This window comes from Streptomyces sp. MAI_2237, from assembly GCF_054189285.1.
On record NZ_JAJPGQ010000005.1, the window covers coordinates 1,147,369 to 1,159,790 of the forward strand.

The 12,422-nt window shown below is 73.8% G+C and carries 14 protein-coding genes; 4 read left to right on the forward strand and 10 right to left on the reverse strand.

Annotation, left to right across the window (positions count from 1 at the left end):
- Positions 1-34: 34 nt before the first annotated feature.
- Positions 35-700 (forward strand): carbonic anhydrase, encoded by a 666-nt coding sequence (locus LN251_RS33575; protein ID WP_458247913.1) that lies wholly within the window; start codon positions 35-37, stop codon positions 698-700.
- Here the strand turns inward: LN251_RS33575 and LN251_RS33580 are convergent.
- The 3 genes from LN251_RS33580 to LN251_RS33590 are packed head-to-tail and all read right to left on the reverse strand — an operon-like array spanning position 680 to position 2,432.
- Positions 680-976 (reverse strand): LysE family translocator, encoded by a 297-nt coding sequence (locus LN251_RS33580; RefSeq protein ID WP_458248225.1) that lies wholly within the window; start codon positions 974-976, stop codon positions 680-682. The two genes, LN251_RS33575 and LN251_RS33580, sit on opposite strands and share 21 nt — an antisense overlap.
- The gene (locus tag LN251_RS33585; RefSeq protein ID WP_458247914.1) at positions 880-1,317 is read right to left on the reverse strand and encodes a LysE family translocator; all 438 of its coding nucleotides are present in this window, start codon (positions 1,315-1,317) and stop codon (positions 880-882) included. Before LN251_RS33585 ends, LN251_RS33580 begins: the two co-directional genes overlap by 97 nt.
- A complete protein-coding gene (locus tag LN251_RS33590) occupies positions 1,311-2,432 on the reverse strand; it encodes a diaminopropionate ammonia-lyase (protein ID WP_458247915.1) in 1,122 nt (373 codons plus the stop codon). Before LN251_RS33590 ends, LN251_RS33585 begins: the two co-directional genes overlap by 7 nt.
- A gap of 117 nt (positions 2,433-2,549) precedes the next feature.
- Here LN251_RS33590 and LN251_RS33595 point away from each other — a divergent pair, with 117 nt between their 5' ends.
- Positions 2,550-3,482 carry a LysR family transcriptional regulator gene (locus LN251_RS33595; protein ID WP_458247916.1) on the forward strand — a complete coding sequence of 311 codons (933 nt, stop codon included), beginning with the start codon at positions 2,550-2,552 and terminating at the stop codon, positions 3,480-3,482.
- 37 nt (positions 3,483-3,519) lie between these two features.
- Here LN251_RS33595 and LN251_RS33600 read toward each other — a convergent pair whose 3' ends face one another.
- Positions 3,520-4,281, reverse strand: coding sequence for a TioE family transcriptional regulator (locus tag LN251_RS33600; protein WP_458247917.1), 762 nt, complete (start codon positions 4,279-4,281; stop codon positions 3,520-3,522).
- 58 nt (positions 4,282-4,339) lie between these two features.
- Between LN251_RS33600 and LN251_RS33605 the strand changes: the two genes are divergently transcribed.
- A complete protein-coding gene (locus tag LN251_RS33605) occupies positions 4,340-5,557 on the forward strand; it encodes an erythromycin esterase family protein (RefSeq protein WP_458247918.1) in 1,218 nt (405 codons plus the stop codon).
- A 21-nt stretch (positions 5,558-5,578) separates the two neighbouring features.
- Here the strand turns inward: LN251_RS33605 and LN251_RS33610 are convergent, their stop codons facing one another.
- The 6 genes from LN251_RS33610 to LN251_RS33635 all read right to left on the reverse strand — a co-directional run bounded on the left by LN251_RS33610 (position 5,579) and on the right by LN251_RS33635 (position 11,222).
- Complete coding sequence (locus LN251_RS33610; RefSeq protein ID WP_458247919.1) at positions 5,579-6,643, reverse strand: sodium:calcium antiporter; 1,065 nt, start codon at positions 6,641-6,643, stop codon at positions 5,579-5,581.
- 327 nt (positions 6,644-6,970) lie between these two features.
- Positions 6,971-7,639, reverse strand: coding sequence for a response regulator (locus tag LN251_RS33615; RefSeq protein ID WP_458247920.1), 669 nt, complete (start codon positions 7,637-7,639; stop codon positions 6,971-6,973).
- Positions 7,636-8,931, reverse strand: coding sequence for a sensor histidine kinase (locus LN251_RS33620; RefSeq protein ID WP_458247921.1), 1,296 nt, complete (start codon positions 8,929-8,931; stop codon positions 7,636-7,638). The genes LN251_RS33615 and LN251_RS33620 overlap by 4 nt, the downstream gene beginning before the upstream one ends.
- Before the next feature lie 19 nt (positions 8,932-8,950).
- Entirely contained in the window at positions 8,951-9,799 is an 849-nt protein-coding gene (locus LN251_RS33625; RefSeq protein ID WP_458247922.1) for an ABC transporter permease, read from the reverse strand.
- Complete coding sequence (locus LN251_RS33630) at positions 9,796-10,734, reverse strand: ATP-binding cassette domain-containing protein (RefSeq protein WP_458247923.1); 939 nt, start codon at positions 10,732-10,734, stop codon at positions 9,796-9,798. Before LN251_RS33630 ends, LN251_RS33625 begins: the two co-directional genes overlap by 4 nt.
- A 146-nt stretch (positions 10,735-10,880) precedes the next feature.
- Entirely contained in the window at positions 10,881-11,222 is a 342-nt protein-coding gene (locus LN251_RS33635; RefSeq protein ID WP_458247924.1) for an ArsR/SmtB family transcription factor, read from the reverse strand.
- A gap of 145 nt (positions 11,223-11,367) precedes the next feature.
- Between LN251_RS33635 and LN251_RS33640 the strand changes: the two genes are divergently transcribed.
- Positions 11,368-12,345, forward strand: coding sequence for a quinone oxidoreductase family protein (locus LN251_RS33640; protein ID WP_458247925.1), 978 nt, complete (start codon positions 11,368-11,370; stop codon positions 12,343-12,345).
- The last annotated feature ends 77 nt before the right edge of the window (positions 12,346-12,422 follow it).

A 12,422-nucleotide genomic window follows, 5' to 3' on the forward strand; every position in this document is an offset into this window, starting at 1 on the left:
CGCCGGACCCGGTTCCGCCGTAACCTGCGACACCATGAGCGATGCCTTTCCTTCCGGCCCGCGTGAGGCGTACGACCTGCTCCTGGCAGGCAACCACCGCTTCGCCGCCGGCACGCCCCTGCACCCCAACCAGGACGCCGCCCGCCGCGCCGACCTGACTTCCGTCCAGCGCCCGTTCGCGGTACTCCTCGGCTGCTCCGACTCCCGGCTGGCCGCCGAGATCATCTTCGACCAGGGCCTGGGCGACCTGTTCGTCGTCCGCACCGCCGGACACGCCGCGGGTCCCGAGGTGCTCGGCAGCATCGAGTACGGGGTGAGCGTGCTGGACTGCCCGCTGGTCGTGGTCCTCGGCCACGACGCCTGCGGAGCGGTCGCCGCGACCCGGGCCGCCGTGACGGACGGCAGGGCGGCGCCCGGGTACCTGCGCGACGTGATAGAGCGGGTGACGCCCAGTGTGCTGGCCGCTCACGCCGACGGTGCGAGCGAGGACGAGGAGTTCATCGCCACGCACGTGCGGCACACCGTCGACTTCGTCCTGGACCGCTCGCGGGAACTGGCCGACCAGGTCACGCGCGGCCGCACCGCCGTGGTGGGCCTGACCTACCGGCTGGCCGACGGCAGCGCCCGTCCCGTCACCGCCCGCGGCCTGGACCTCCCTGCCGACCGCCCCGGCGCCGCCTCACGGGCCGAGGTCGGCTGACCCGCTCTCCGCGTGCGAGGAGACCAGCAGGCCCAGGCCGATCAGCACGACGCCCGTGACGCGGCCGAGCGCACGGCCGGCCCGCGGTCCGTCGAGGACCGGGCCCGCCTTCGCCAGCAGGAGCACACAGCCGCCGAGCCAGACGAGGGTGAGGGCGGTGTGGAGGACGACCAGGAGGGTCATGCCCCAGGCGGTGGGCAGGCCCGGTGGGGCGAGTGAGGGCAGCAGGCCGGTGTAGCACACGGCGATCTTCGGGTTGAGGATGTTGCTGACCAGGCCCGTCCGCCAGGGGTTGCCGGCGCGTGGGGTGTCGTGGGGACGGCGGGCGCTGTGGCGCGGTGCTGCCCCAGCGCCTGACCCCCCAGGAACACCAGGCAGCCGGCGCCGAGGAGCCCGACGGTCCGGTACAGCGCGGGCGAGGCGGCCAGCACGGCCGTGTGGCCGGCCGCGGCCAGTGCGCCCCAGAGCAGCAGCCCGGTGGCGATCCCGCCGACGGTGCGCAGCCCGTCGGCGGGACCGGCCGCGAGCGCACGCCGGGTCACCACCGCCATGTCCGGGCCGGGCACGACGGTCAGCAGCCCGAGGACGCCGGCCGCGGCCATGAGATGGGTCAGCACGCCGCCGGCCTGCCCGGATTGGCGGCCGTGCCCTCGGTGCTGAGCAGGACGACGACCGAGTCCGGCCCGAGCCCCAGGGCCGTGCGGCGGTCCACGGCATCCGTGCCGGTGACCGCCGCGCGCAGACCGGCCAGGGCCGCGGCACCGCAGGGGCCCGAGGAGACACCCGAGGCCGCGAGGTCGGCGCCGGCCCGGGCACAGTCGTCGTCCGAGACGGCGATCGCCGCGTCCAGCCCGGCGAGCAGGTGCGGCCAGGCGAGGCCGGACGGGGTGCCGCAGTTCAGGCCGGCCATGACGGTCTCGCCCGTGGTCACACTGACGAGCCTGCCCAGAGTGAGGCTGCGCAGGACGCACGGCGCGGCCTCCGGCTCCACCGACAGCAGCGCCGGGGCATGTCCGCGGGGGCTGCTGCGGTAGTGGGTGACCACGGCCTGGGCCAGGGAGCCCACACCCACGGGTACCGCGACGAGGTCGGGGCCTTCGGTGACCCCCGCGGCGGCCAGTTGCTCGTCGATCTCGGCGCATAGGGTGGAGTAGCCCTCGACGATCCAGCGCGGGATCCGCTCGTAGCCCGGCAGTCCGGTGTCCTGGATCAGCAGGGTGCCCGGGGCGGTGGCCGCCTCCGCCGCCAGGCGCACGGCCTCGTCGTATGGGCCTTCGACCTCGGTGACCCGTGCCCCTTCGGCGGCGATGGCCGCGACAGCCCGCGGGTGCACGCCCTGGGGGACGAAGACGTGGGCGGCGTGGCCGTGGCGGTGTGCCATGCGGGCCACGGCGCGGCCGTGATTGCCGTCGGTGGCCGCCACCAGGGTGACCGGTCCGGGTTCCGCACCCTGCGCGGCCCGCTCGGCGAGGGCCCGGTGGACCGCCCAGGACGCGCCCAGGGCCTTGAACGCGGGCAGCCCCAGCCGGCACGACTCGTCCTTGACGAAGACCCGGCCGACCCCGAACTCCACCGTCAGTGAGGGGAGTTCGGTCAGCGGCGTGGGCGCGTGGTCGGGCAGCGAGCGGTGGAAGGCCCGCACGTCGGCGGGTGCGGGTTCGCACCGCCAGGCGCGGGCGTCGGGTCGCGCGCACCAGGAGGGCGCGTGGAAAGGGAGAGAGTTGTCGGCCACCCGCCCAGGGTCCAATGCGCCCGTACGATCGGTCCAGCGAATGTTTCCGACCTCTACACGTCGGAAGACCCGAACGATCAGTCATAGGTCCGCGAGGGCGGGAAGGACGGGCGGCCCATGTTCGATCTGCACCGGCTGCGGCTGCTGCGCGAACTCAAGCACCGGGGCACCCTGGCGGCCGTCGCCGCCGCCCTCTCCTACGCCCCGTCCTCCGTCTCCCAGCAGCTCTCGCAGCTGGAGGCCGAGGTCGGGGTCCCCCTGCTCGAACCGGTGGGACGGCGGGTGCGGCTGACAGCGCAGGCCGAGATCCTGGTCGCCCACACCGAAGCGGTTCTCGAACGGCTGGAGCGCGCGGAGGCGGACATCGCCGCGTCCCTGACCGACCTGACCGGCACGCTGCGCGTCGCCTCGTTCCAGACGGCCGCCCTGGCCCTGGTTCCGGCCGCGCTCTGTCTGCTGCGGGACCGGCATCCGCGGCTGCGCGTCCACGTCACGCAACGGGAGCCGGAAAGGGCCCTGATGGCCCTGCAGGCCCGCGACTTCGACCTCGTCCTCGCCGAGGAGTACCCGGGCGACCCCCACCCGCGGCCCGCGGAACTCGAACAGGAGTCGCTGCTCGTCGACCCCCTGCGCCTCGCCGTGCCGGAGTCGGCCGGCACCCAGGAGGGAAGCCGCCCCAAGGCCGCGCTGCGCGCCCTCGCCGGTCACCCCTGGGTGATGGAACCCGAGGGAACGGCCGCCCGGCACTGGGCCATGTCGTTGTGCCGGGACGCCGGTTTCGAACCGGACGTACGGTTCGAGACCACCGACCTCCTGCTCCACCGGCGCCTCGTCGAGCGGCGGCTCGCCGCGGCGTTCCTCCCCGACCTGGTGTGGAGCGGGCAGCCCCCGACCGTCGCCCTGCGGCGGCTCCCCCGCGCCCGGAGCACGCGCCGCGTCGTCACCGTGGTACGCCGCGGCGGCGGCCTGCACCCCGCCGTTCAGGCATGCCGCAGCGCCCTGCGCGAGGCGGTGGCGCTGCAAGCAGGAGGGTGGCGTCCCGCCTCGTGACAGCGGTCGAGAGACTGCCGGCCGGCCGGGGTCGCCCTCACCCGGCGAAACCGGGCGCCGGGGCGCCGTCGGTGTCGGCGTCGGCCGCCGGCGTCAGGCGGAGGTACGCCTCCAGCTCGGCCGCCCCGTTCAGCATCGCCCGTGCCCGGCCGGACAGCCGACGGCGCCAGTCGGCCAGTGCGTCCTCCAGGGGTTCGAGTCCGCCTGCCGCGCGCACCTGGGTGATGAGCGGGACGATCTGCTGGAGCAGGTGGCCCCCGCGCCTGAGCTGGTGGACCAGCCGGGCGTCCCGTACTGCGGCGTCGTCGTAGACGCGGTAACCGGTGCGCGGGTGGCGGTGCGGGCGCACCAGCCCGGCGCGCTCCCACTTGCGCAGGGTCGCCGGCCGGATGCCGAGCCGGTCCGCGAGCGGCCCGACGAAGATGCCGCCGGGCTCGGACGCCGGGGCGGGTTCCAGGTCGCGCAGGGCCTCTTCCACGGCATGCAACGTCCGCCGGTCGTCGAGGAGCTGTACATGGCTCTCGTCGATGTGGCGGAGCGCTTCGTCGGTCGCGCCCCGGTTCACCGCCCGCATGATCGACGCCGCCGTCGGGTGGCCGTGCCCGGGCAGCAGCGCGAGAAACGCCCGAAGAGCCGCCGCGTGCAGCGGGGTGTAGGTGCGGTAGCCGTGAGCGGTGCGGTCGGCCGGGGGGAGGATGCCGGCCTCCTCGTAGTTCCTGACCGCCTGGGTGGACAGACCGTGGGCGCGGGCCAGGTCGACGGGCCTGAGCCGTCCTGCGTTTTGAGGGTTTCGCGCCATGCTGCTGCCCATATCGTTCAAAAGTTTCCACGGAAGGTTCAACGATACCGTTGAAGGAATGGCCGCTCACATCGAAGACATCACCGCGACCGTCGACGCCGCCTCCGTCATGAGGCTGCTTCCTGACCGGCCCCGACTGCTGGGGCTGGGCGAGCCCACCCACGGTGAGGGCGCCCTGCTCGACCTGCGCAACGACCTCTTCCGGCAACTCGTCGAACAGGAGGGCTACGGGACCGTCGCGATCGAGAGCGACTGCGTGCGGGGCCTGGTCGTGGACGAGTACGTCACCTCGGGCACCGGCACCCTCGACGACGTCATGGAGCGCGGGTTCAGCCACGGCTGGGGCGCCCTGGCCGGCAACCGCGAGCTGGTGCGCTGGATGCGCGCCCACAACGAGCGACGGCCCGCGTCCGAGTGGGTGCGCTTCGCCGGTTTCGACGGTCCCCTGGAGATCACCGAGGCCACGAGTCCCCGGCAGTCCCTCACCGCGCTGCACGCCCACCTCGCGGACCGGGTCGACGCGAACCTGCTGCCCTGCGCCGCGGAGACGCTCGACCGTCTGCTTGGGCCCGACGAACGGTGGACCGACGCCGCCGCGATGACCGACCCGACCCGGTCCGTGGGCCGCACGGCCGAGGCGGGCCGGCTCCGGTTGCTCGCCGACGACCTCGTGGCCCTGCTCGGCACACAACCGCCCGACCCGAGCGGGGCGGACTCGCGGGAGGACTGGGAGCGGGCGCGCCTGTACGGCCGTACCGCCGTCGGGCTGCTGCGCTATCACCACGCGATGGCCGACCCCTCACCGGCCCGCATGACACGGCTGTGCGCGCTGCGCGATCTGATGATGGCCCGCAACCTGCTGGCCCTCGCCGAACGCGGCCCGGTGCTGGTGCACGCCCACAACTCCCATCTGCAGCGGGCGAAGAGCTCGATGCGGATGTGGGAGGGGCCGGTGGAGTGGTGGAGCGCCGGTGCCCTGGCGGGCGTCCGGCTCGGCGCGCGGTACGCCTTCCTGGCCATGGCCCTGGGCACGATCCGTCACCGGGGAGTGGACACGCCCGCGCCGGACACCGTCGAGGGCCTGCTGTACGCGCTTCCGGAGGACCGCTGTGTCGTCGACGCCGGGCGGCTCGCCACGGTTCTCGGCGCCACGCCCCCCGCGCCCCGCGAGTCCCCCTGGTTCGGCTACGCACCGCTCGACCCGGCTCACCTGCGGGACGCGGCGGGCGTCGTGTTCGTCAAGGACGTCCGGGAGGAGGTCCGTTGTCAGGTTTAGCTTCCCGCGCGCCGGCCCTGTTCAGGTGGCGATGGTGGCCAGGCCGGCGATGCCCACGACGTAGACGACGACGGCCGTGACGCTGTCGATGCCCATCCGGGCGTACTGCCGGCGCGGGCGGAAGACGAGTCCCGCCATGTAGGTGATGGTGAGGATGATGCCGAGGGCGGTGAGGTAGATGTCCGTGTCGTGCGCGGCGGGGAGGACGGGCTTGCCGGAGATGATCGCGGCCGGCAGGAACAGCACGGGGAGGAAGGCGTTGCCGCCGAAGATGTCGCTGACGGCGAGTTGGTGATCGCCGAGCTTGGTGGAGGTCAGGCCGGTGCTGACCTCGGGCAGGGAGGTGGCGGCGGCCAGGACGGTCGCGCCGAACAGCACACCGCTCAGCCCCTGGCGGGCGAAGAACTCCTCGCCGCTGCGTTCGATGACCACACCGGCGACGAGCGTCGCGAGGGCCGCCGTGCCGAAGATCAGCCCGGCGCGACCGGAACGCACGCCCTGGTCGGTGGCGGCCTTCTCCTTCTTCCCCCGGGAGTGGCCGCGCGGTTCGGGCTGGCTGTCCGGGGCGTCGCCGCCCTCCCGCCACGGCAGCCCGCGGCCGGCCCGGTTCAGCAGCACCAGGCCGACCACCCACAGAACGGCGATGGCCACGGAGGCCGGAGCCAGCCGGGCGGCGTGCAGCCCCGGGGAGAGCTGGGTGCCCATGACCACCACGGCCAGGACCACCACGACGAGGGCGCCCTCCAGCACCAGTTGGAGGCTGGCGGCGACACGGGTCAGCGGGGCGCGCGGACGGACGCCCGCGGCGTCGAGCACGGCCAGGACGATGGTCTGGATGGCGATGCCGCCGAGGATGTTGCCGACGGCGACGTCCAGCTGTCCCGCCAGGGCCGCGGAGACGGTGATGGCGAGCTCGGGCAGGTTGGTCGCCACGGCGAGAAGGATCAGCCCGCCCAGTGCGCTGCCCAGGTGGAGACGCTGGGCGAGGACGTCGGTGGTGTCGGACAGTTTGATGCCCGCGTACCAGATGACGGCCGCGCTCACGACGAACAACAACAGCAGAACCGGCGAGCCTAGAGATCCCATGCACGCGCGGGTACCCACCGATCGTCTACACGTGTACGACGCTCGCACCCGGCCTGCGCGGCGGCCCGTGCCAACAACGCGCTGGTCTTCCCCGGCCTCGGTCTCGGCGCCGTGGTCGCCCGCGCCGTGCGGGGCACCGAATCGATGCCGTCCGCCGCGGCCCGCGCGGTCGCCGGACGGTGGCGGTCGCCGTGGCACGGGCGGCGGCCGGGGACGGCGTCGCCCGCGAGCCGGTGGGCGACACCGTCGAGGACCGGGTCCGCCGGGCGATGGGGGAGCCGGCGTACCGGCCGGTGGTGGCGGTCTGAGCCGCTGAACGCTGCGCGCTCATCCCTCGCTGGGCCGGGCGAGCCCGATGTCGTAGGCGAAGATCACGGCCTGGACGCGGTCGCGGGCGCCGATCTTCGCCAGGACGCGGCCGACGTGCGTCTTGACGGTGGACTCCGACAGCACGAAGTGCGCGGCGATCTCGCCGTTGGTCCAGCCCCTGCCGACGGCTTCGAGGATCTCGCGTTCCCGTTCGGTCAGCGTGCCCAGGCGCGGGTCCTCGGCGGGGTCGCCCGGGCGGACGGGCCGGTACCGGGCGTACTCGTCGAGGATGCGCCGGGTCAGGGCGGGGGCGATGACGGCGTCGCCCGCGGCCACGGCGCGGATGCCGGCGAGGAGCTCCTCGGGGCGGGCGTCCTTCAGGAGGAAGCCGCTGGCTCCGGCGCGCAGGGCGGCGTGGACGTACTCGTCGAGGTCGAACGTGGTCAGGACCAGAATGCGGGAGCGGTCGCCGGAGGCGACGATGCGGCGGGTGGCCTCGATGCCGTCCATGCCGGGCATCCGTACGTCCATCAGCACCACGTCGGGGCGCAGTTCGGCGGCCTTGCGGACGGCCTCGGCGCCGTGCGCGGCCTCCCCGACCACTTCGGTCTCCGGAACCGATTCCAGCAGGATGCGGAAGCCGTAGCGTTGCAAATGCTGGTCGTCGACGATGAGCACGGTGGTCACCGGGCGCCCCCTTGGGGGGTGAGGTCGAGCGTGGCCTGCACGCTCCAGCCACCGCCGGGCATCGGGCCGGCGCTGACGGTTCCGCCGTAGAGTGCCGCTCGTTCGCGCAGGCCCACCAGCCCGTGTCCTTCCTCGCCCGGCGGTCCGGGCAGCAGGGCGGGGCCGCTGTCGCGGACCCGGATGGTCAAGGAGGTGTCCTCCACGAGGACGGCCAAGTGCACCCGGGTGTCGGGACCGGCGTGCTTGAGGGTGTTGGTGAGGGCTTCCTGCACGATCCGGTACACCGTCAACTGCACGCCGCTGTCCAGCGCTTCGACGTCTCCGGCGGTCCGGTAGACGACCTCCAGGCCCGCGGCGCGCACGCCGGCGCACAGGGCGTCGATGTCCGCAAGGCCGGGTTGCGGGCTGAGCGCGGGCGCGGCGGGGGACGCGTCCGCGCTCTCGCGGAGCACGCCGAGGACGCGCCGTAGTTCGCCCAGCGCCTGCCGGCCGGTGTCGCCGATGAGCCGCAGGGCCTCCTCGCCGCGTTCGGGGGCGAGGTCGGTGGCGTATCGGCCGGCGTCGGCGAGGGTGATGATGACGGACAGGTTGTGGCCGACGATGTCGTGCATCTCGCGGGCCACGCGGGCCCGCTCGGTGGCGACCGCGAGTCTGCCGCGCTGGTCGCGCTCGATCTCCAGCCGGGCGGCGCGCTCGCGCAGACCGGCGAGCTGGGCCCGGCGGATGCGCACGGTCAGGCCGAGCGCGAGCGCCGCGGTCGCCGTGCTCAGCAGGAAGAACAGGGCGTCCCAGACGGACACCGTGTGGGCCACGCGCAGCGCGACCACGGTCATGGCGGCCGCGACCACTGCGCACGCCCACGGCAGCTGCCGCAGCCGTCCGTGCAGCGCCAGGCTGTACAGGGCGATGAACAGGGCTATGTCCGCGCGCAGCCCGGCGTCCAGGGACCACTGGAGCAGGAAGACGGCCGTGATGACACCGAACGTCGCCAGCGGCCGTCGCCGCCGCCACAGCAGGGGCAGGACCAGCCCGGCCTGCAGCGCCAGCACGGCCGGCCACGGCAGGTCGGTGAGGGCGAGGCGCAGCCGGTGCGGTCCGTCGCCGCCGGTGACCGCGCCCGAGGCGCGCAGCAGGTCCGGCACGCAGAACAGCGCGAAGACCAGGACCACTACCGCGGTGTCCAGCGCCCAGGGGCGGGCACGGTCGGCCTGCCGCAGCCGCTGGCCGGCCCGTGCGAGGCGGGCGACCAGCGGCCCCAGTCCGCCGGCGTCGTCGAAGGTCACGGATGTCACCCGTCCATGGTGCAGGGGGTCAGACGTCGGTGCGCACCAGCCGGTACGCCGCGCCGGCCAGGGCGAGGGCCGTCCAGCCGAGGAAGACGCCCAGTCCGGCGCCGGGCGAGAGGGTGGTGGCGTCGTGGCTGAGGGCGTACATCGCCTGGCCCGCGTTGCCGGGCAGGTAGGGGCTGATGTCGTCCTGCCAGGAGCTGGGCAGCAGCGTCACCAGGCCGGGGATCAGCATCAGGCTGGCGACCAGTACGGAGATCCCGCCGGCGACCGAGCGCAGCAGCATGCCGAGGGCCGCGCCGATCACTCCGACCAGGCCGAGGTAGAGCCCGGCGCCGAACAGGCTGCGGACGACTCCGGTGTGCGACAGGCTCATGGCGGCCGGTGTGCCGGAGAGGATGCCGCTGCCGATCTGGAAGGCGACGAACGCGCCGGCGGTGCCGACGACGAGCACGACCACGCCGTACAGGGCCGCCTTGGACCACAGCACGGGCAGGCGGCGTGGCACGGCGGCCAGGGTCGAACGGATCATGCCGGTGGAGTACTCGCCCGCGGTGATCAGGACACCGAGGACGCCCAGGGCCAGCTGGGCGAAGTTCGTGCCGAACAGGGACACTTCCAGGCCGGTGGAGCTGGCGAAGTCCCTGTTCAGGGTGCCGGAGGCGTAGCCCGACTTGTAGCGGGTGGCCGCGATGAGCCCGAACGCGACCAGGAAGAGCAGGCCGAGCGCGAGCGTGATCCAGGTCGAGCGCAGGGACCACAGCTTGGCCCACTCCGAGCGCAGCACTCCCCCGGTGGTGACCCGGTAGGCGGGCCGCGAGGTGGTGGCGGGCGGTGTTCCGGTGGTGTCCGTGGTCGCGGTGACCGTGCTCATGCCGCCCTCCCAGAGGTCTCTGCGGTGGCCGTGGTGCCGTGGTACTCCACCGCGTCCCTGGTCAGGTCCATGAAGGCCTGTTCCAGCGACACCGTGCGGGGGCTGAGTTCGAACAGGGCGATGCCGTGCTCGGCCGCTTTCAGACCGATCTCGCGGGCGGTGACCCCGGTGACCTGGAGCTCTTCGGAGCCGACGTGTCCGGTGATGTCGACGCCGGGTCCGGCCAGTGCCTCGCGCAGCCGCGCCGGGTCCTGGGTCTTGACCGTCACGGTGTCGCCGCCCGCCTCGCGGACCAGGTCCCGCACGGTGGTGTCGGCCAGCAGCCGCCCCCGGCCGACGATGATCAGGTGGTCGGCGACGAGTGCCATCTCGCTCATCAGGTGCGAGGAGACGAAGACCGTGCGGCCCTCCTCGGCGAGGGTGGTCAGCAGGTTGCGGATCCACAGCACGCCTTCGGGGTCGAGCCCGTTGACCGGTTCGTCCAGCATCACCGTCTGCGGGTCGCCGAGCAGCGCGGCCGCGATGCCGAGCCGCTGTCCCATACCGAGGGAGAAGGCACCGGCCCGCTTGCGCGCCACGCTGCCCAGACCGGCGAGGTCGATGACCTCGTCGACGCGGCGGCGGGGAATGCCGTGGGTCAGCGCCAGCGACCTGAGGTGGTTGTGGGCCGAGCGCCCCGGGTGGATCGACTTGGCCTCCAGCAGCGCCCCCACCTCCTGCAGGGGTGCCCGGTGCCGGGCATAGGGGCGGCCGTTGACCGTCACGGACCCGGCGGTCGGGGCGTCCAGCCCGACGATCATGCGCATGGTGGTGGACTTGCCGGCGCCGTTGGGCCCCAGGAAGCCGGTCACGGTGCCCGGTTTCACGACGAAGTCCAGCCCGTCGACGGCCGTCTTCTCCCCGTACCGTTTGGTGAGTTGCTGTGCCTCGATCATCCGCGCCTCTCCCTCGGTCCGCGGCGCCGTCGGACGCCGCACCACCCACGCTAGGAAGTGATCGGTCCGTTTCGGTGGTACCGGGGGTCGATCTGCGGTCGTGGCGTGGTACCCGGGTACTACGCGGAGCCGGGGCGGGGGGCGGATCAGTCCGTGTCGGCGCGCAGCACGAGGTCGAGCAGTCCGGGGAAGCGCGCGTCGAACTCCGCGCGGCGCAGCCGGTTGACCCGCCGCGGCCCTTCGTCGCGCTGTTCGACCAGGCCGGCGCCGCGCAGGACGGAGAAGTGGTGGCTGAGTGCCGCCTTGCCCACGGGTACATCGAAGCCGCCGCAGCTCCGCGTCCACTCCGCGGAGCCCGCGAGCTCGCGGACGAGCTGCAGCCGCACGGGGTCGGCGAGCGCGGACAGCGCGGTCAGCACGGACACGTCCGCGGGATCCGTGTGCACCGGTGCCGCCCGATGACCGCCGCCGACCGCCTGCTTCGCCATGCCCCTCTGCCCTGTCCTGCGCGCCGTGCGGGTTCGCCCCGAGGCGCGCGCCGCCGCTTGCCGAGTGTTCGATCCGTATCTTACAGTCCCAGTGTTCGCTTTCCATTGAACACTTTGAACACTTTCCCGAGAGGCGGTACGGCCCATGCGCGCGGTGGAGTTCCAGGAGTACGGCGGCCCCGAGGTACTGAGGGTCGTCGAGGCAGACGTCCCCGAGCCGCGGGCCGGGCAGGTGACCATCGACGCCGCGTACGTCGGCGTGAACTTCGCGGACCTCAAGGCCCGCACGGAGGGTTACCGCGTGCGGTCGCTGCCCTTCCGCCCGGGCCTGGAGGTCTCCGGACGGGTCCGGGCCGTGGGCGCGGACGTCGAGGGACTGCGTGCCGGTCAGGAGGTCGTCGCCCTCGTCGACAGCGGCGCGTACGCGGAGGTCGTGCTCGCCGAGGCCGCCACCGTCTTCCCGCTCCCCGAGGACCTGGACCTTCGCACCGCGGCGACACTGCCCACCGTCCTGCCCACGGCGCACGCCCTGCTCCACGAGGTGGGGCGGCTGCGCGCCGGGGAGAGCGTGCTGGCGCACGGCGCGGCCGGTGGCGTGGGCACGGCGGTCGGACAGCTCGCGCGGGCGGCCGGCGCCGGCACCGTCTACGGCGTCGTCTCCTCGGCGGACAAGGCCGGCCACGCCCTCGAGCACGGCTACGACGAGGTGTTCCTCGCCGACACCTTCGCCGAGGACGTCCGCCGCGCCACCGGGGGCCGGGGGGTCGACCTGCTGCTCGACCCGGTGGGCGGCGACACCCTGCGCCGGGGACTGGACGCGCTCGCCGTCTTCGGACGCCTGGTGTCCTTCGGCAACGCGAGCGGGGCCGAGCCGTGGCAGGTCGGACAGCCCGAGCTGTACCCCTACGGCCGTTCCGTGGCCGGCTTCTCCATCCTGGGGCTGACGCAGTCCGCCCCCGAGGCGCTGCGCTCCCTCGCCGAGCGCGCCTTCCGCACGGCGACCGACGGCACGGTCACCCTCCCGGTCACCGCGGAGTTCCCGCTGACGGAGGCGGCCGAGGCGCACCGGCTGATGGGCGGGCGCACCTCCACGGGCAAGCTGCTGCTGCGCGTCCGGGACTGAGGACGCGCCCCTCACCGGACAAGCGAACGCGTCGGCGCCGAAGGTACCGACAGGTAACTCTTTGTGCCGTACTACGC

Excerpts from the sequence above, each read along its gene's own strand:
- LN251_RS33575 (WP_458247913.1), top strand. The coding sequence starts at position 35 with ATGAGCGATGCCTTTCCTTCCGGCCCGCGTGAGGCGTACGACCTGCTC.
- LN251_RS33595 (WP_458247916.1), top strand. The coding sequence starts at position 2,550 with ATGTTCGATCTGCACCGGCTGCGGCTGCTGCGCGAACTCAAGCACCGG.
- LN251_RS33600 (WP_458247917.1), bottom strand. The coding sequence starts at position 4,281 with ATGGCGCGAAACCCTCAAAACGCAGGACGGCTCAGGCCCGTCGACCTG.
- LN251_RS33605 (WP_458247918.1), top strand. The coding sequence starts at position 4,340 with ATGGCCGCTCACATCGAAGACATCACCGCGACCGTCGACGCCGCCTCC.
- LN251_RS33610 (WP_458247919.1), bottom strand. The coding sequence starts at position 6,643 with ATGGGATCTCTAGGCTCGCCGGTTCTGCTGTTGTTGTTCGTCGTGAGC.
- LN251_RS33625 (WP_458247922.1), bottom strand. The coding sequence starts at position 9,799 with ATGAGCACGGTCACCGCGACCACGGACACCACCGGAACACCGCCCGCC.
- LN251_RS33630 (WP_458247923.1), bottom strand. The coding sequence starts at position 10,734 with ATGATCGAGGCACAGCAACTCACCAAACGGTACGGGGAGAAGACGGCC.
- LN251_RS33635 (WP_458247924.1), bottom strand. The coding sequence starts at position 11,222 with ATGGCGAAGCAGGCGGTCGGCGGCGGTCATCGGGCGGCACCGGTGCAC.
- LN251_RS33640 (WP_458247925.1), top strand. The coding sequence starts at position 11,368 with ATGCGCGCGGTGGAGTTCCAGGAGTACGGCGGCCCCGAGGTACTGAGG.